General features: G+C 71.1%; 12 protein-coding genes and 6 pseudogenes. 5 read left to right on the forward strand and 13 right to left on the reverse strand.

Annotated elements, in window-relative coordinates; genetic code table 11:
• Window positions 1-131: 131 nt before the first annotated feature.
• From QQK48_RS09730 to QQK48_RS09740, 3 genes are read left to right on the forward strand one after another with little or no spacing between them, the layout of a single operon-like run.
• Entirely contained in the window at window positions 132-602 is a 471-nt protein-coding gene (locus QQK48_RS09730) for a carbohydrate ABC transporter permease (protein WP_284328328.1), read from the forward strand.
• A 1-nt stretch (window position 603) separates the two neighbouring features.
• Entirely contained in the window at window positions 604-1398 is a 795-nt protein-coding gene (locus QQK48_RS09735; protein WP_284328329.1) for a family 43 glycosylhydrolase, read from the forward strand.
• Window positions 1340-2710 carry a DUF624 domain-containing protein gene (locus QQK48_RS09740; RefSeq protein ID WP_284328330.1) on the forward strand — a complete coding sequence of 457 codons (1371 nt, stop codon included), beginning with the start codon at window positions 1340-1342 and terminating at the stop codon, window positions 2708-2710. The genes QQK48_RS09735 and QQK48_RS09740 overlap by 59 nt, the downstream gene beginning before the upstream one ends.
• Window positions 2711-2831: 121 nt before the next feature.
• Here the strand turns inward: QQK48_RS09740 and QQK48_RS21705 are convergent.
• The 4 genes and pseudogenes from QQK48_RS21705 to QQK48_RS09760 all read right to left on the reverse strand — a co-directional run.
• A pseudogene (locus tag QQK48_RS21705) lies at window positions 2832-3860 on the reverse strand (LacI family DNA-binding transcriptional regulator).
• Window positions 3861-3865: 5 nt separating this feature from the next.
• Window positions 3866-4258, reverse strand: a complete 393-nt coding sequence (locus QQK48_RS19820) for a hypothetical protein (protein WP_348523780.1) — start codon at window positions 4256-4258, stop codon at window positions 3866-3868.
• 57 nt (window positions 4259-4315) lie between these two features.
• A pseudogene (locus QQK48_RS19825) lies at window positions 4316-5126 on the reverse strand (beta-L-arabinofuranosidase domain-containing protein); the annotation flags it as partial.
• Between the two features lie 109 nt (window positions 5127-5235).
• A pseudogene (locus QQK48_RS09760) lies at window positions 5236-5859 on the reverse strand (beta-L-arabinofuranosidase domain-containing protein); the annotation flags it as partial.
• A 209-nt stretch (window positions 5860-6068) separates the two neighbouring features.
• On the opposite strand from QQK48_RS09760, the gene QQK48_RS09765 reads away from it, so the two are divergent.
• On the forward strand, window positions 6069-6380 hold the full coding sequence (locus tag QQK48_RS09765) for a DUF4190 domain-containing protein (protein WP_284328331.1): 312 nt from the start codon (window positions 6069-6071) through the stop codon (window positions 6378-6380).
• Window positions 6381-6433: 53 nt separating this feature from the next.
• On the opposite strand, the gene QQK48_RS09770 is transcribed toward QQK48_RS09765, so the two are convergent.
• The 9 genes and pseudogenes from QQK48_RS09770 to QQK48_RS09815 all read right to left on the reverse strand — a co-directional run bounded on the left by QQK48_RS09770 (window position 6434) and on the right by QQK48_RS09815 (window position 12139).
• Entirely contained in the window at window positions 6434-6574 is a 141-nt protein-coding gene (locus QQK48_RS09770) for a hypothetical protein (protein WP_284328332.1), read from the reverse strand.
• Window positions 6575-6745: 171 nt separating this feature from the next.
• Window positions 6746-6937: pseudogene (locus QQK48_RS19830) on the reverse strand (hypothetical protein); the annotation flags it as partial.
• Window positions 6921-7238, reverse strand: a pseudogene (locus QQK48_RS19835) (ATP-binding cassette domain-containing protein); the annotation flags it as partial. The pseudogenes QQK48_RS19830 and QQK48_RS19835, both read right to left, overlap by 17 nt.
• Complete coding sequence (locus QQK48_RS09780) at window positions 7235-7603, reverse strand: iron chelate uptake ABC transporter family permease subunit (RefSeq protein ID WP_284329364.1); 369 nt, start codon at window positions 7601-7603, stop codon at window positions 7235-7237. The pseudogene QQK48_RS19835 and the gene QQK48_RS09780, both read right to left, overlap by 4 nt.
• A gap of 106 nt (window positions 7604-7709) precedes the next feature.
• Window positions 7710-9833 (reverse strand): annotated as a pseudogene (locus tag QQK48_RS19840) (iron chelate uptake ABC transporter family permease subunit); the annotation flags it as partial.
• On the reverse strand, window positions 9736-10248 hold the full coding sequence (locus QQK48_RS09800; RefSeq protein ID WP_284328333.1) for a siderophore-interacting protein: 513 nt from the start codon (window positions 10246-10248) through the stop codon (window positions 9736-9738). The pseudogene QQK48_RS19840 and the gene QQK48_RS09800, both read right to left, overlap by 98 nt.
• The gene (locus QQK48_RS09805) at window positions 10245-10673 is read right to left on the reverse strand and encodes a TroA family protein (protein WP_284328334.1); all 429 of its coding nucleotides are present in this window, start codon (window positions 10671-10673) and stop codon (window positions 10245-10247) included. The genes QQK48_RS09800 and QQK48_RS09805 overlap by 4 nt, the downstream gene beginning before the upstream one ends.
• Window positions 10592-11245 carry a hypothetical protein gene (locus QQK48_RS09810; protein WP_284328335.1) on the reverse strand — a complete coding sequence of 218 codons (654 nt, stop codon included), beginning with the start codon at window positions 11243-11245 and terminating at the stop codon, window positions 10592-10594. The genes QQK48_RS09805 and QQK48_RS09810 overlap by 82 nt, the downstream gene beginning before the upstream one ends.
• Window positions 11246-11338: 93 nt before the next feature.
• Window positions 11339-12139: a helix-turn-helix domain-containing protein gene (locus QQK48_RS09815; RefSeq protein WP_284328336.1), complete on the reverse strand. Its 801-nt coding sequence runs from the start codon at window positions 12137-12139 to the stop codon at window positions 11339-11341.
• Between the two features lie 122 nt (window positions 12140-12261).
• On the opposite strand from QQK48_RS09815, the gene QQK48_RS09820 reads away from it, so the two are divergent.
• The gene (locus QQK48_RS09820) at window positions 12262-15534 is read left to right on the forward strand and encodes an ABC transporter transmembrane domain-containing protein (protein ID WP_284328337.1); all 3273 of its coding nucleotides are present in this window, start codon (window positions 12262-12264) and stop codon (window positions 15532-15534) included.
• Window positions 15535-15563: the final 29 nt, after the last annotated feature.

Genomic DNA, 15563 nt, shown 5'->3' on the forward strand with positions numbered 1-15563 from the left:
AACCGTCACGATCATCGGCACCGTCTTCTCTGCGCTCGCGGCCTTCGCGCTCGCCAAGCCTGCGCCTGCCGGGAAAGAACGCCATCTTCATCGCGCTGCTCAGCGGCATGATGGTGCCGTTCCCCACGCTGATGATTCCCCAGTTCGTGCTGTTCTCGAACCTGGGCTGGGTGGACACGCTGCTGCCCCTGATCGTCCCCGTGATCCTGGGCAACGTCATCATGATCTTCTTCCTGCGCCAGTACCTGCACAACGTGCCTGACGGACTGGTGGAGGCCGCGAAGATCGACGGCGCCTCGTACCTGAGGATCTTCTGGACCATCATCGTCCCGCTGATCCGCCCCGCCATCGCGGCGCAGTTCATCTTGTGGTTCATGGCGGTCTGGAACGACTACCTCGCGCCCATCATCTACTTGAACTCGCCCGAGAAGCAGACCCTTCAGGTGGTCATCGCGAACATGAACGTCCAGTACGCGACGCAGCGGGATTACCCGCTGATCATGACTGCGTCGGTCATCTCGGTGCTGCCCATCCTGATCGTGTTCCTCATCTTCCAGCGACAGATCATCGAGTCCGTCGCCCTGACGGGATCCAAGGTCTGACATGACTGACCTCGACGAGGCCCCGCGCGCCGCGCGCGGGGCCGGGGCAGAGCCACGCCTCCACACGGACGCCTCGGGCGTCACGGCCGGCTGGGGAGCGCGCCACGCGCACGACCCGACCGCCGTGCGCGACGACGACGGCACCTACTGGCTGTTCTCGACGGACGCGCATGCCGACGGCCCGCTGCCCGGCGCCGGCGCGCAGGTGCGCCGCTCCCACGACCTGGTGACGTGGGAGTTCGCAGGGTGGGCGCTCGACGGCGTCCCCGGACCCGCACGCGAATGGTCCGGCGCCGACGGGCTGTGGGCCCCCGACGTGGTCCGCGTCGCCCCTGACGAGTGGCGCATGTACTACTCGGCGTCGACCTTCGGCTCGCGCACGTCGGCCATCGGCCTCGCCGTCGCGCCGCATCCCGCCGGGCCATGGGAGGACCGCGGCATCGTGGTCGCCACCCAGCACGCGCGTGACGGTCACAACGCCATCGACGCCCAGCCTGGTCATCGATGGCGATCGCCAGCACCTGGTCTACGGCTCCTTCTTTGGCGGGCTGCATGTGCTGGAGATCGACCCCGTCACGGGCTTTTCCCTCGATGCGCCCGCGCCCGGCGCTCCGGCAGCGGACCTTGGCACCCTCATCGCGCGGCGCAACACCACGGTGGACACCGCCATCGAGGGCCCCTATGTGATCCCTCGCCCCGGCGGTGGATGGGCGCTCATCGTGTCCTACGACTCCCTGGTGAGCACCTATCACGTGCGGGTCGCGGTGGCCGATGCCATCGACGGCCCCTACGTTGACGCCGCCGGCCGCTCGATGACGGACCTCGAGGGTGACGCCGAGGGCATCGGCCTCACGGTGCTCGCGAGCCACCGGCTCGAGGGCGCCCCAGGCCTGCTCGCTCCCGGCCACGCGGCCGTGCTGACCGAGCCGGGACGCCAACTCCTTGTCCACCACACTCGCCTGCCCGACGAGCCGCGCCAGCACGAGGTTCAGGTGCGTCGACTCGTGTGGACCCAGCAGGGCTGGCCCTTGATCGCCATCCAGCCCTGGGCGGGCGCACGGGAGCGCGACGACGAGTCGTCGTGGCCGGCCGACGCGTCGGAGCCTGGTGGGCGAGTGGGAAATTATCGACTACTCGCAGCCCACCCAGGAGGTCCAGGCCTCGCGGCGCTTCACGGTGACGGCCGATGCCGTGGCCGGGCTCACGCCCCACGGCCGCGGGCGCTTCACTCGCGGCGGCGACGAACCCGTGGACGCGGTGGTGTTCCCCGCCTGGGACACCGTGCGTGGTGCCCTCACACTGAGTTTTGCCGCCCGCGCGCCTCACGGGGCCGTGGTGGTGGGCACCAAGGTCCCCGAAGGCCCGGTGGGATGATGGCAGTCATGGCTGCACAGGATCGAGACGAGCGCCGCGACCAGCGGCGCAGGCGCGTGGCGCCCGTCGAGGGCTCGCCGGCAGACCTCCAGGAGGTTCCCGGCTGGTCGGGGCGCATCATGGTGTGGCTGCGATGGATCGCGCAGATCATCGGCATCCAGATCTTCATGGTGCTGGGCACCCTCGCAGGGTTGGTGATCGCCGGGCTGGGCCCCGCCCTCACCTCCGGCGGCGCCTTGCTTGCGCGCCTCGTCGAGGGGGACGCCTCGGATCAGTTGTGGAAGGACTTCTGGGCCGGCTACCGCGCGCAGTTCCGGCGAGCGGCCCTCGTGACCGCACCGGCCCTGCTGGTGGTGGCCCTCGCCTGGTACGAGATGCTGGTGCTCCAGGCGCACGGCACCGGCGCAGTCAGCGCCATCCTCACCGGCACCACCGCGGCGCTTGCGCTTGCCGCCACCGCCTACCTGGGCTACGCGCCCGCGGTGTTGCGCCGCTACACCGACGGCCCGGCCCGCACCTCGCGCTTCCTCCTGGTGGCCCCGCTCGTCTCGCCGCTGACGGCGCTCGGCTGCATGGTCACCGTCGTCGCGTTCGTCGTGATCGGGCTGCGCTGGCCGTACCTGCTGGTGCTCGGCGGCGTCTCCGTGCCCCTGCTGCTCACGGGAACCCTGGTCGACCGCTTCCTCGACAAGGTGGACGCGCGCGACGAGGAAACCCCGGCATCGGCCACCTGACCGCCTACCCTCGCGCCACCACGTCCCGTCCCGTCTCGTCCCGCGCTGGTTGATTGTGGTCAATCAAGGGCCCTTAGTCGACCAAAACCAACCAGGCTGGGGCTGGGGCTGAGGGTGAGGGTCAGGCGGCGGTCGACTCCCGCTCCACGAGGGAGAAGTCCGCGATGACCCTGCGGTACGGATCCTGGGAGCCGCCGATGCGCTCCATCAGCACATCGATCGCGGTGGCGGCAATCTGCTCGCGACCCGGCGCGATCGAGGTCAGTGTGGGGGCCGCGTAGGCGGCGTCCTCAATGTTGTCGAAGCCCGCCACGGCGATCGTGCCCGGCACGTCGATGCGACGCGCATGGAGGGCGTGCAGCGCTCCGAGCGCGAGCGCGTCGTTCAGCCCGAACACCGCGTCGACCTCGATCCCCGCATCGAGGAGGCCGTTCACACAGGCCGCACCGGTAGCGCGATGCCAGAGGCCACCTTCGACCACCAGGTCGGGGTCGAACGGAATGCCGTTCGCCGCCAGCGCGGTCTGGTAGCCCAGGACGCGCAGGGCCGCGGAGCCCATCGTCTCCCCGGCGTGCGCGCCGATGACCGCGATGCGCCGCCTGCCGCGATCGATCAGGTGCTGCGTGGCCGCCCGAGCGCCATCCACGTTGTTCATGGTGACGTGGTCCCAGTCGCCGCCGAAGATGCGCTCACCCAGCACCACCAGGGGGTACGAGACGTCGAGGGCAGCGGCGTCATCGGGGCCAAGCGCGAGCGGCGAGAAGATGAGGCCGTCGGTCACCTGCCGACGCTCGGAGGTGAGGACGTCGAGCCTCGTGCTGCCGGTCCGCGCCGGTCTGCTCGATGAGCACCGTCAGGCCGCGCTCCTCGGCGGCCCTGATGACGGAGTCGGCAAGGCTCGGCGAAGTACGGCAGGGACAACTCGGGCAGCGCGAGGCCGATGATCCCCGTACGGCCCTGACGCAGATTGCGCGCCGAGAGGTTCAGCCGGTAGCCCAGGCTCGTCGATGGCACGCTGCACTTTCTCGCGGGTCGCCGGCCGAATGTGGGGATAGTCGTTGACCACGTTGGAGACGGTCTTGACGGACACGCCAGCCTTGGCCGCGACGTCATGCATCGTCACGGCCCCTCGCGTTCCGGTGCCCGCCATCCGCGTCACTCCTGTCCGGTCAGGGGAATCCAGACCCTCATCGCCCCTGACGCACGGTTCGCCCAGCGGGCGTACGGGATCGCGCGCAGGGGGATCCTGCCCGGAAGCATGCCAGATCGCTCGTCGTGGTGCGAGGACCGGGGGTGTGCCGTGCCGAGCGGCAGGCCCTCGCTGGGACGCACCACCGCCTCGGCCAGGATGGTCGCGCCCACGCGCAGCGATGACACGGCGGGGCCGATGCGTGGGCTGGCGGAGAGGTCGATCGACACGTCCTCGAGGGTCACGCCGGGCGGAAGGTCGGCCTGCTCGATGCAGTGGACCACCGGGCCGCGACGCAGTGCCACACAGCCGCGCACGGCGTCGACGCGAGGATCGGGGTCGAGGACGTCGACCGGCATCGGCAGGTCGAGCACCACCGTGACGCCGTCGGCGACCTGGACGCGGGCGTAGCCGTCGGCATCGGCGCTCGCGGCCGTGACCTCGCCATCGACCGTGATGGTGGCGTCACGCGACCAGGCCGGGATGCGCAGCGCGAGGGTTTCGAGCGGGCCATCGACCGTGACCGTCACGCGGCCGTCCCACGGGTAGTCGGTGGCGACGGTCAGCGTGGTGGCGCCCAGGCGCACCCGGCCCTCGCCGTAGAGATGCAGACGCGCGGACGTCTCCGTGCCGGTGGCGACGTACGCGCCGAGCGACGCGACCAGGCGCGCCAGGTTGGGCGGGCAGCAGGCGCAGGCGAACCAGTCGAGGCGCTCCGAGGGCTGATACTCGCTGGTGCCGTCGTGGCCCGTGCGCAGTTGCAGGGGGTTCGAGTAGAAGAAGCGCACTCCATCCACGCCCGTGGAGGACGCGATGCCGTTGTAGAGGGCGCGCTCCATGGCGTCGGCGTGCCGCGCGTCCCCGCTCGCGAGCAGCGCGCGCCAGTTCCACTGGAATGCCGCGATGGCGGCGCAGGTCTCGGCGTAGGACCGGTCCGGCGGCAGTTCATACGGGTCGCCGAAGGACTCGTCCTTGTGCCGCGATCCCATGCCGCCGGTGACGTACTCCTTGGTGCCGTGGGCCGAGCGCCACTGGGCGTCGAGCGCCTGGGTGAGGGCGCCATCGGCCGTCTCCGCCGCGAGGTCCGCGAGGCCCGCGTTGAGGTAGAGCCTGGCGGACGGCGTGGCCGGTGGCCTCGGTCGCCTGACGGACGGGCAGGTGGTCCTGGTGGTACGCGGACTCGAACGGGCCGATGCCCAGGGCGCCGGTGCCGCGACGCTCCACCATCGCGGTGACGGTGTCGAGGTAGGCCTGCTCGCCCGTGTGCCGGTACAGGCTCGACGAGGGCGGTCTCGATCTCGGGGTGGCCGCAGTAGCCGTCGGTGCGCGTGGAGTCGGGGCCGAACTCCTTCACGGCGAGGTCGGCGAAGCGGCGGGCGACGGCCAGGAGGTCGTCTGTGCCGGCGGCGCGGGAGCGGGCGACCGCGGCCTGGACCAGGTGGCCCAGCACGTACAGTTCGTGGCCCCAGCGCATGTCCCGCCACGGCTCCTGATCGTTGTGGCCCTGCACGTGCGAGTACAGGTAGCCGTCCTCGCGCTGCACGCGGGCGAGCAGCGCGGTGGCGTCGGCGGCGAACGATTCCCAGCGCTGGTCCTCGGGCACGCGCGCTGCCTCCCACGCGATGGCCTCGAGGGTCTTGTGGAGGTCGGAATCGGCGAAGTTGAAGCCCCGGTAGGGCGCTTCGGAGTCGCCAGTGAGGCGGCGCAGGTTGTCCATGACGCCGCTGGACTCGAGCCGCGCGACCACATGGGGGATGGTGCGCTCGCGGTTGAGGCGCTGCCATGCGCCCAGTTCTCCGGTGCCGTCGAGCGTGACTGCGGTGAGGGGCAGGGGCGTGAGGTCGGGGGTGGACGCGGTGCGCGCCGCGGGCGTGCAGGTGGTCCTTGCTGAGCGGGTCATGTGTCCTCGTCGTCGAGTGCTCGTCACGGTCGCTGCCGCATTTCTAACGTTGTAAATCATAGGGGAGGACCGGGGTGTGCCACCACCCCCGCATCGGGCGACTCCCAAGGTATGGCGTGACTGGTGGGAGCCATGTGACGAGGTGAGGGCGGCATCGGCCCCCACCCGTCACCTCCGTCACGTCTTACCTTGGGAATCGATGACAGCCGGCCGATGCTGGGGTTGGGGCCCGCGCCTCGGCGCGCCCCGGGCGCGGCTACGCTCGTGTCATGAGCAGCGAGCCCGACGAGTACCGCCCCGCCCAGCCCGCCTCGGACTTCGTGGCCCCGCGGATGAACCCGCTCGCGGTGGTGGCGATCGTGTTCGCAGCCATCGGCCTCGTGGGCCTTCCGCCCGTGATCTCGTCGGTGGTCGGCATCATCTGTGGGTCGATCGCGAAGAAGCAGATCGCGGCCAGCGGTGACGACGGCATCGGCATGGCGAAGGCCGCCGTGCTCGTGGGGTGGATCGGCCTCGCGCTTGTGCTGCTCGTGTTCCTCTTTGTCTTCGTGCTGATCGCCACCTCGGCGGCGCCGCAGTAGTCACGCCGTAGCAGCGCGGCCGCCGCTACCGCCGCGGGTACATGCGCCTGCGACTACAGCGGCAGGACCAGCGGCGAGCCGGCGTGCGGGTCAACGCCCACGGTGCACGGGAGGCCGAAGACCTCCTCCACGCGCTCGGCGGTCACCACGTCATGCGGATCGCCCGCCGCCACCACCTCGCCGTCGCGCATCATCACGATGGTGTCGGCGAAACGGGTGGCCTGATTCAGATCGTGCAGCACGGCCACCACGGTGCGGCCCTCGCGGTGAAGCGTCCCAAAGAGCCGCAGAAGGTCGTACTGGTGGGCGATGTCGAGGAACGTGGTCGGCTCGTCGAGGAGCATCGTGGGGCTTTCCTGCGCCAGGAGCATCGCGACCCACACGCGCTGACGCTGCCCTCCCGACAACTCGTCGACCAGCCGGCCCGCGAGGCTCCGTGGTCCCGGTGGCCTCGAGGGCGGCGGCGACGGCTTCCCTGTCCGCCGCCGACCACTGGCGCAACAGGGTCTGGTGGGGATGCCTGCCGCGGGCGACAAGGTCCACCACGCGGATCCCATCGGGGGCGATGGAGGTCTGCGGCAGGAGCCCCATGCGCCTCGCGACCTCGCGTGTGGGCACCGTCGAGATGTCCTTACCGTCGAGCGTCACGATGCCCTCCGCCGGCTTCAAGAGCCGCGCGAGAGCACGCAGAAGGGTGGACTTGCCGCACGCGTTGGGGCCCACGATGACCGTGAACGAGCCGGGCTCGATGGCCACCGAAAGCCCTTGAGCCACGGTCACCCCCTCGTAGCCGAGGGTGGCGTCGATGGTGGCGAGCCGGGGGTGGTCCACGGCGATCCTCTCGTCGAGATCGGTCATGACTTCCGTGCCTCCCTGATGAGCAGCCAGATGAGATAGGCGCCACCGACGGCCACCGTCACGATGCCGACGGGCAACTGGGTGGGCGCGAACAGGCGCTGGGCGACGATGTCGCTTGCCAGCAGCAGCACCGCGCCCACGGCCGCGGACGTGGAGATGGCGACGCCGGGGCTGGCGGACAGGCGGCGTGCGATCTGAGGCGCGGCCAGGGCGATGAACGCGATGGGACCGCAGATCGAGGTGACGACGGCGGTGAAGCCGACGCCCACCACCACCATGACGACCCGCACGCGATTGCGCCGCACTCCCAGCGCCGCGGCGGCATCGTCCCCCATCTCGAGCAGGTGGAGGCGGTCCGCGAACATCGCGCACAGCACCGCAAGCGGGGCAAGGATCGCGAGCCCCGGGCCCAGCCTGTTCCCAGCCCACCGCGTTGAGCGAGCCCATGCCCCAGGCGGCCGCGATCATCGCCACCGCGAGGTCGGCGTTGAGGATGAGCCACGTGTTGAAGGACGCGAGCATGGCGCCCACGCCGATGCCCACGATGATGAGGCGGAAGCCCTGGAAGCCGCGGCGGTATGCCAGCAGGTACACCACCGCGGCGGCGGCAAGGCCGCCAAGGTAGGCGCCTCCGGCGACGCCCGCGAAGCCGAACGAGCCGGCCAGCATCACCACCAGGGCGCCGGTGTACGCGCCCATGTCGAAGCCGACGATGTCGGGGCTTCCCAGCGGGTTACGGGTGAGGGACTGGAAGATGGCACCTCCCGCGCCGAGCGCCGCTCCCAAGAGGAGCGCGGCGGTGACGCGCGGCAGACGCCATTCGAGAACCACGAGGCGCGAGCGATCCTCGCCGCCTCCCGTCAAAGCGGCCAGCACCTCGCCGGGAGAGACTACGAAGTCGCCGAGCGACAGGGCGAGCACGGCCAGCGCGAGGGCGACCACCAGGGCGCCGACGGTGACCGTGAAACCTCGAACACTGACGCGCCTGGTGAGGGGGCCGCGGGCCAGCGTGAGCATCGGCCGCCCGGAATCGAGGACGGTATCGGTCGTGGCGCGTGTCATAGCCCGCTCGCATTCTTGCGCCGCACCAGCGCGATCAGGACCGGGGCGCCCACGAACGCGGTGACCACGCCCACGGGCAGGCTCGCCGGAGGACAGGACAAGGCGCGAGACCACGTCGGCGCTGAGCAGCAGCAGGGGCGCGGCGAACGCGGTGCCCAGCAGGATCCAGCCCTGGTGGGGCCCGACCAGCCAGCGCACCGCATGCGGCACCATGAGGCCCACGAAGCCGATGGGCCCGGCGGCCGCCGTGGCCGCGCCGCATAGGAGGGTGACGGAGACGACCGCGAGGATGCGGGTGCGCAGGACGTGCGAACCCAGCGCCGTGGCGAGGTCGTCGCCAAGGGCCAGCGCGTTCATGCCCGGTGCGAGCGTGAACGCCAACACGGCGCCGATGCCGATGAACGGCAGGACCGCCATCACATCGGGCGAGAGCGACTGGAGCGAGCCGGCGCTCCACTGGCGCACGGAGTCGAACACCTCGGAGCGCAGCAGCGTGATGCCGGAGGTGATGCCGCCGAGCACCGCGCCGATGGCCACGCCGGTCAGGGTCATGCGGATGGGGTCGGCGCCCCCGCGGCCCAGCGAGCCGATCACGAGCACCATCACCGTCGCGACCACGGCGCCTGCGAACGCAAACCACATGTAGCCGGACGTGCTCGACACCCCAAAGAAGGCGACGGCGCAGACGATGCCGGTGGAGGCGCCCGCGTTGACGCCGAGGATGCCCGGGTCGGCCAGCGGGTTGCGGCTGAAGCCCTGGATGAGGGCGCCGGCGAGGCCGAGTGCCAGGCCTACGCAGACGCCGACGATGGTGCGAGGGATCCTGAGGTCCCGCACCACGGTGGCGGCCTTCGCGTCGGTGCCCTGGAGGCCGGCCCAGACCTCCCCGAGCGACAGGTCTTGTGAGCCCAGCACGATCGAGGCAACGCACGCGAGGACGAGGCCCACGGCGAGGGCCGTGATGGCAAGCCCTCGCCGTGGCGGCGCTTCGTCGTGACGACGCCCGCGCATCGGCGCGGTATCGGTGCGCGCCTCGATCGTGCCGGTCATGCGGTCACAGCCCCGGCCTTCTCCAGGCTCGGCGTGATACTCGTCTTGGATCTCTTCCTCGTCGCGGCCCGAGTCGTCCCACATGGCCGCGAGACGGGCGTGGACGTCCTCGGGGAGGCTGTCGTAGCGCTCGCGCCACGCCTCCGCGTTCTCGGTCCAGTAGCCCACCACCTTGTAGGCGGTGGCGGGGAGGCCGAGCTCGTGACGCAGGTACTTGCGCACGCCGCGGGTCGCCTTGGTCTCGCCTGCGACCCACACGTATCCGGCCGATGCCGGGAAGTCGGCCGAGCGCACGATCTCCTCGATGCGGGTGGGGCCTTGGCCATTGCCGCCGTGGATCCAGTGCAGGTCCACACCGGCGGGAGCGTCGATGCGCTGCTCGTCCTCACCGTCCGCGACCTCGAGGACCACGCGAGTGCGCACGCCGGGGCGCGCGTTCTCGGCAAGCCTCAGCGCGGCCGGGAGGCCGGTCGCATCGGCCACCAGGAGCCTGCCACTCGATGTCCTCGGGGGCGGCGTACAGCGCGGTGGGGGTGTTCACTCCCACCACGTCGCCGGGACGGGCGGCAAGCGCCCACGCGGCCGCGACGCCGCCCTGGTGCACCACGAAGTCGACGGTCAAGATGCCGGAGGCCTCGTCCCATGCACGCACCGTGTAGGTGCGCAGCGGCGCGGGGTCGACGTCCTCGGGGTACTCCCAGTAGCCGTCGTCGGTGGGGGTGGGCAGCGCGGGCTCGGTCTCGCCCTCGTGCGGGAAGAACAGGCGGAAGTACTCGTCGCCCACGCCCGATGAGGTGAAGTCGGCGAGGCCTTCGCCGCCGAAGGCGACCCGCATCATGCCGGGGGTGAGGCGCTCGACGCCGGTGACGACGGCGCGGTGGATGCGGTTGACCCTCATCCGAGCAGCGCCTTCTCAACGACCTCGAGGAATGCCATCTGACCGCTGGGCGAGCCGTAGGCCATCTCGTAGTTGTAGCCGTAGATCTCGCCGTCCTTGACGAAGCCGAGGTCCTTCCACAGGGCGTTCGCGGACAGCGTCTCGTCGTCGGCCATGTTGCCGGAGCCGTCCTCGTTCACGCCGGTGAACACCACGTCGATCGAGTCGAGGTCGCCCAGTTGCTCGTTGGAGAACACCGTGGAGTCGCCGGCCGGGAGGCCGGCCTCATCCGCGTTCATCAGGGGGGACAGGGTGAGGCCAAGGTCGGCGAGCACCAGGCACGGGACGCCGTAGCATCCGGCGCTCACCTCGCCGTTCCAGTAGGCGACGTCCGCGACCACGGGGTCGATGCCCGCCTCGTCGATGCCGGCGCGCACCTCGGCCACCTTGGCCTCGTAGGCGTCGTTCCAGGCCTGCCACTGCTCGGTGCGGCCGAGGTCGGCCGCGAGCCTTCTCGAAACTGTCGCGCCAGTCGGCGCCGTCGAAGGCGTTGTACGTGTACGTGGGGGCGATCGCCTGGAGGTCGCCGTCGAGCGTCTCCTCGTAGCCAAGGCCGTTGAGGATGAAGTCCGGACCCACCTGGAGGATCTTCTCCAGGTTGTACTCGGGGAAGTTCGCGAAGCCGGTGATGCCCTCCAGGCTCCTCCTGGGGGAAGAACGAGGGGAAGGTCGTGAAGTCTTCGCGGATGGGCTGCTCGTCGGCAAGCGAGAAGCCGAGCGTGATGAGCATGTCGATGTCGGTGGTGTAGAAGCCGAGCGCAGACTCGGGCTCGGTGGGCATCTCGATGGTGGAGCCCGCGGGGCTCGTGACGGTCAGCGTGGTGGGTTCCACGGCGGCGGTGGCAGCAGAGGCGCTACCGGAGGCTTCCGGCGCAGAGGCGTCGTCCGAGGAGCAGGCGGTCAGGACGATGCCGGAGGCGGCGACGAGCGCGGCGATGGCGAGGGGCTGGGTGCGCATGGCGAACCTTCACTGTCGAGGGCAGGGGGAATTACGTAAGGCAAGCGTTGCCTAACTCCCGACAGTATGGTGCCCCGGCGTATAGGGCAGCCGTCAAGCGATGTCGCGTGCAGGCCGAGTATCCCGGTCCCCCGCACGAGGCCGGGCCGCCACGTACTCTCCCGGCGTGCGCCCCAACTCCCGGCGGAACGCCTGGACGAAGGCGCTGGGCGAGGCGTAGCCCACGCGTGCCGCCACGGACGTCACGGAGTGGTCGGCCGCCAGGAGCTCGACGGCGCGTCGCATCCGCGCCCGCGTGCGCCACTGGGCGAAACTCAGCCCCGTATCCGCGACGAAGAGCCGCGAGAGGTTGCGGGCGCTCGATCCCACGGCGTAGCCCCAGTCCTCGATGGACTGGTCGTCCGCGGGGTTGGCGAGGATGCGTTCGGCGACGGCCTTGGTGCGCACGTCGCGCGGCATGCGGAGGTCAACGGAGGCGACCTCCGCGGGCTCCAGCAGCGAGGTCACGAGGTTCTCCGCGTGCGTGCGTGGCGTGGGGGCGAGGTACGGCGGGTCCGCCAGGCGCTCCAGCAGCGACTGGACCAGTTCGGGCATCGCGATGGCGGTGGCGTGCGGCGAGGGGCCGGGCAGGGCCGAGTCGATGTACGTGCAGCGAAAGCGGGTGCCGGAGGCGGCCGTGACCTGGTGATGGACGCCCGCGGGGATCCACAGCGCGAGCGCATGAGGCACCGCGAAGAAACCGTCGTCCGTCGCGGCGGTCAGCGTGCCGCGGCAACCCCAGAGGATCTCGTGTGCGTGTTCATGGGCGTGGCGCTCCCATTCCACGGTCTGTGCGACCGCGAAGTCGGTGGTGTCGATGCGCCACTTCTCGTCGTCGCCATCCTGTCCGATCATGGACACATCCTGTCCGACTATCGCGTTGTCGCCAAGGGGTGCGAAACCTAGACTCGCCAACCATGCCCCGATCTCGCCCGCGTTCCTCCGCCTCGCCATGGCAGCCCGGCAGGCGTCTACGCATGGTGGCCGCCGCCTGCGGATTCTCCATTCATCAGGCCTGTGAGGCGCTGGTGCCCATCGTGGTGGGCATCGCCATCGACCACGCTCTTGGCGACTCGTCGCCGTGGCGACTCCTGGGTTCGCTCGGCCTGCTGGCCGCGGTCTTTATGGTCCTGATCCTCGGCTGGCGGTGGGGTGAACTCACCGCGATCGGCCTGTACGTCGACACCGGCTACGACGTGCGCCGTGACCTCGTGGCCCGCCTCATCACGCCAGGTGCTCGCTTCCGCGGCAGACCGGCGGAGGCCATCTCGATCATCGATGCCGACGTCGACGAGGCCGCTGGGGCGCCGTGGCCGCTCGGCTCGGGCGTCGCCTACCTGGTCGCCATCCTCACCGCCGCGGTCGCGCTGGTGCAGATTTCGTGGCCCGTGGCGCTCGCGGTCCTTGTCGGCACGCCCCTCCTGGTGCTGGTGATGCAGGCAGTCTCGCGGCCTTTGCAGCGGCGCAGCGCGTCCGAGCAGGAAGCGCTCGCCCAGTCATCGGCCATGATCGGCGACCTCCTCGGAGGCATGCGTACCCTGACCGGCCTGCGCGCGCAGGGCGAGGGAGTCGCGCGCTTCGAGCGCGTCAACCGCACCTCGCTCACCGCGGCCTTGAGGGCGGCCGATGCCGAGGGCGTCCACGCGGGTCTGTCGACGCTGCTGTCGGGTGCCTTCATCATCGCCCTCGCCGCGCTCGGCGCCCACTTTGTGTTGACCGGCGACATCACCGTGGGTGGCCTGGTAACGATGCTGGGGCTCGCCCAGGTGCTGCAGTGGCCCATCACGGGGCTCGGTTTCGTGGTGGCAGGCATGGCCCGCCTCAGGGCATCGGCCGACCGTGTCGCCACGCTCGAGGTGGACCCGGAGCGTTCCGGCCCGGCGGCTTCCGCCCGGCTGGGTGAACTCTCTCTGCGCTCGGGCGCGATCGCCTTCCGGGCCGAGGCGGGCGAGGTCCTTGGCGTGCGTGCGGGGCCCGCGGAGCGCGCGGCGATCATGGCCGCCCTCGCCGGGCCCGCCTCAGACGGCGCTGCGGCAGCGGCGGTGAGCGTCGACGGTCATGCCTACGTGCCCATCGCGCCCGATGGCGTCGTGCCCACGGTGGTGGCGCCCCCGCACGAGGACCTGCTGCTGCGCGGGTCAGTCGCCTCCAACGTTGACCTCGCCGGGCGCGGCCTCGACGACGGCGACCGCGAACGCCTCGCCGCGGCTGCAGCACTCGGTGACGTCCTCGCCGATGGCGGCTGGGAACGCGAGGTTGGCGAACGTGGCCGCCTGCTGTCCGGCGGCCAGCGTCAGCGTGTGGCGTTGGCCAGGGCCTATGCCGCCCGCGCGCCCGTCGTGGTGCTCGACGACCCGACCTCAGCGCTCGACGCCGTGACCGAGGCGCGCGTGGCCGCGGAGCCTTCCGCGCGCACGACGCGGGCAGACCACCGTGGTGCTCACCGAGAGCCCCGTGATGCTTGCGGCGTGCGACAGGACCGTCACGGTCGCTGCCGTGCCCGCCGATGCTGCCGTGAAGGATGTTCCTGTGGAGGTGGCGCCGTGAGTGCTGGATTCGCAACCGCCGCGCCCCGCGACACGTGGCGCGCTCTGGGCCGACTGGTGCGCCGCCACGCGGTGCGGTTCACCGTCGCGGTGGCCGCGCTCGCGGCGGTGGCCGCCCTCGCGGTCCTCACCCCAATGTTGCTGGGCGATGTGGTGGACGCGGTGATCGCCTCCGACGCCGCACAGTTGCGGACGCTGTTCATGGCGCTCGCGGTCGTGGTGATCGCTCATGCCGCCGCGACCGCGTGGTCGCGGGTGGCGGTGGCGCGCGTGGGCGAGCGGCTCCTCGCCGGCCTGCGCGCCGATGTGGTGAGCCATGTCCTGCGCCTGCCGAGCCGCCGCGTCGAGGCCGCCGGCCGCGGCGAGGTGGTCTCACGCGTCACGAGCGACGTGGCCATCGTGGGCGAGACCCTGTCGAACGTGTTGCCGGGGTCGGCGGCATCGCTGCTGACGATTGGTGCCACCGCGGTGGGTCTCGCGTCCATCGACTGGCGTCTCATGGTCGGCGCGGCCGTCACCGTGCCCATTCAACTCGTGGCATTGCGCCTCTACATCCGTGTCTCCCAGCCGCTCTACCGCGCGTCGCGCGCCGCCGCTGGCGAGCGCACGCAGCGCATCCTCGAGGCGCTTGACGCGCGTGAGTCGTTGGCGGCCGCCGGGGCATCGGCCACCGCCCGAGCCCACATCGATGGGTCCGCTCGCGAGGCCGCCGATCTCACTCGCCAGGCGGCGCGCGTGGGTGCGCGCTTCTGGGGGCGGCTGAACCTCGCCGAGCCTCGCGGGCCTATCCGCGATCCTGGTGGTCACTGGCTCCTGGTGTCGTCCGGCAGCGCCACGGTGGGTCAGGCCACCGCCGCTGCGCTGCTGTTCATGAGGCTATTTGGTCCCATGGGCGCGCTCGTGGCAGGGATGGATGACCTGCAGCGGGCCGCTGCGAGCCTCGCGCGCATCGTGGGCATGCTCGACGAGCCCGGGGAGCGGTCGTTGCCCACCGGCGCCTCGCGCAGGCATCGGGACGCGACGGTGACGGTGCGCGACCTCTCGTTCGCGTACGGGGAGCGCCTGGTGCTGGAAGGCGTCTCGCTGGCCGTCGCTCCGGGCACCACGGTCGCGGTCGTCGGTGCCAGCGGCGCCGGCAAGACCACCCTTGGCGCACTCCTCAGCGGCGACCTCGACGCGCCCCTCGCCGCCCTCGCCTTTTCTCCGGCCGATGCCGTGGTGGGCTTGGTCACGCAGGAGCCCTGGGTGTTCTCCGGCACGGTGCGCGAGGACTTGCGCATTGCCCGCCCCGACGCGTCCGATGATGACGTGCACCAGGCGCTGATGGACGTGGGGGCGTGGGAGTGGGTCGATGCCCTGCCCGAAGGCTGGGACACGGTGGTGGGAGCCGGGGGTCACGTCCTTGGCGATCGCGAGCGGCAACATCTCGCGCTCGCGCGGATGGGGCTGTTGGACCCGGACGTGCTGGTGCTCGACGAGGCAACGTCAGGCGACGGGCGTGACGCGGGCGCGCTCGATGCCGCGGCGGCCAGGCTCGCGAACGGCCGCACCACCATCGTGATCGCGCATCGGCTGAGCCAGGCGGTGACGGCAGATCAGGTGGTGGTGATGGACGCGGGCCGTGTGGTGGAGCAGGGCAGGCATGAGGACCTCGCGCACGCGCAGGGTCCGTACTCGCGGCTGTGGGCGGCGTGGTCGGCCTGAGACCGCGTGGGCGGGACGCGGAGTGATGC

This window comes from Demequina litorisediminis (assembly GCF_030161615.1).
GTDB lineage: Bacteria > Actinomycetota > Actinomycetes > Actinomycetales > Demequinaceae > Demequina > Demequina litorisediminis.

Bases quoted from the DNA above. Each gene is read 5' to 3' on its own strand.
- QQK48_RS09730 (WP_284328328.1), top strand. From the start codon at position 132: ATGATTCCCCAGTTCGTGCTGTTCTCGAACCTGGGCTGGGTGGACACG.
- QQK48_RS09735 (WP_284328329.1), top strand. From the start codon at position 604: ATGACTGACCTCGACGAGGCCCCGCGCGCCGCGCGCGGGGCCGGGGCA.
- QQK48_RS19820 (WP_348523780.1), bottom strand. From the start codon at position 4,258: ATGCCGGTCGACGTCCTCGACCCCGATCCTCGCGTCGACGCCGTGCGC.
- QQK48_RS09765 (WP_284328331.1), top strand. From the start codon at position 6,069: ATGAGCAGCGAGCCCGACGAGTACCGCCCCGCCCAGCCCGCCTCGGAC.
- QQK48_RS09770 (WP_284328332.1), bottom strand. From the start codon at position 6,574: ATGATGCGCGACGGCGAGGTGGTGGCGGCGGGCGATCCGCATGACGTG.
- QQK48_RS09780 (WP_284329364.1), bottom strand. From the start codon at position 7,603: ATGTTCGCGGACCGCCTCCACCTGCTCGAGATGGGGGACGATGCCGCC.
- QQK48_RS09800 (WP_284328333.1), bottom strand. From the start codon at position 10,248: ATGAGGGTCAACCGCATCCACCGCGCCGTCGTCACCGGCGTCGAGCGC.
- QQK48_RS09810 (WP_284328335.1), bottom strand. From the start codon at position 11,245: ATGCGCACCCAGCCCCTCGCCATCGCCGCGCTCGTCGCCGCCTCCGGC.
- QQK48_RS09815 (WP_284328336.1), bottom strand. From the start codon at position 12,139: ATGATCGGACAGGATGGCGACGACGAGAAGTGGCGCATCGACACCACC.
- QQK48_RS09820 (WP_284328337.1), top strand. From the start codon at position 12,262: ATGGTGGCCGCCGCCTGCGGATTCTCCATTCATCAGGCCTGTGAGGCG.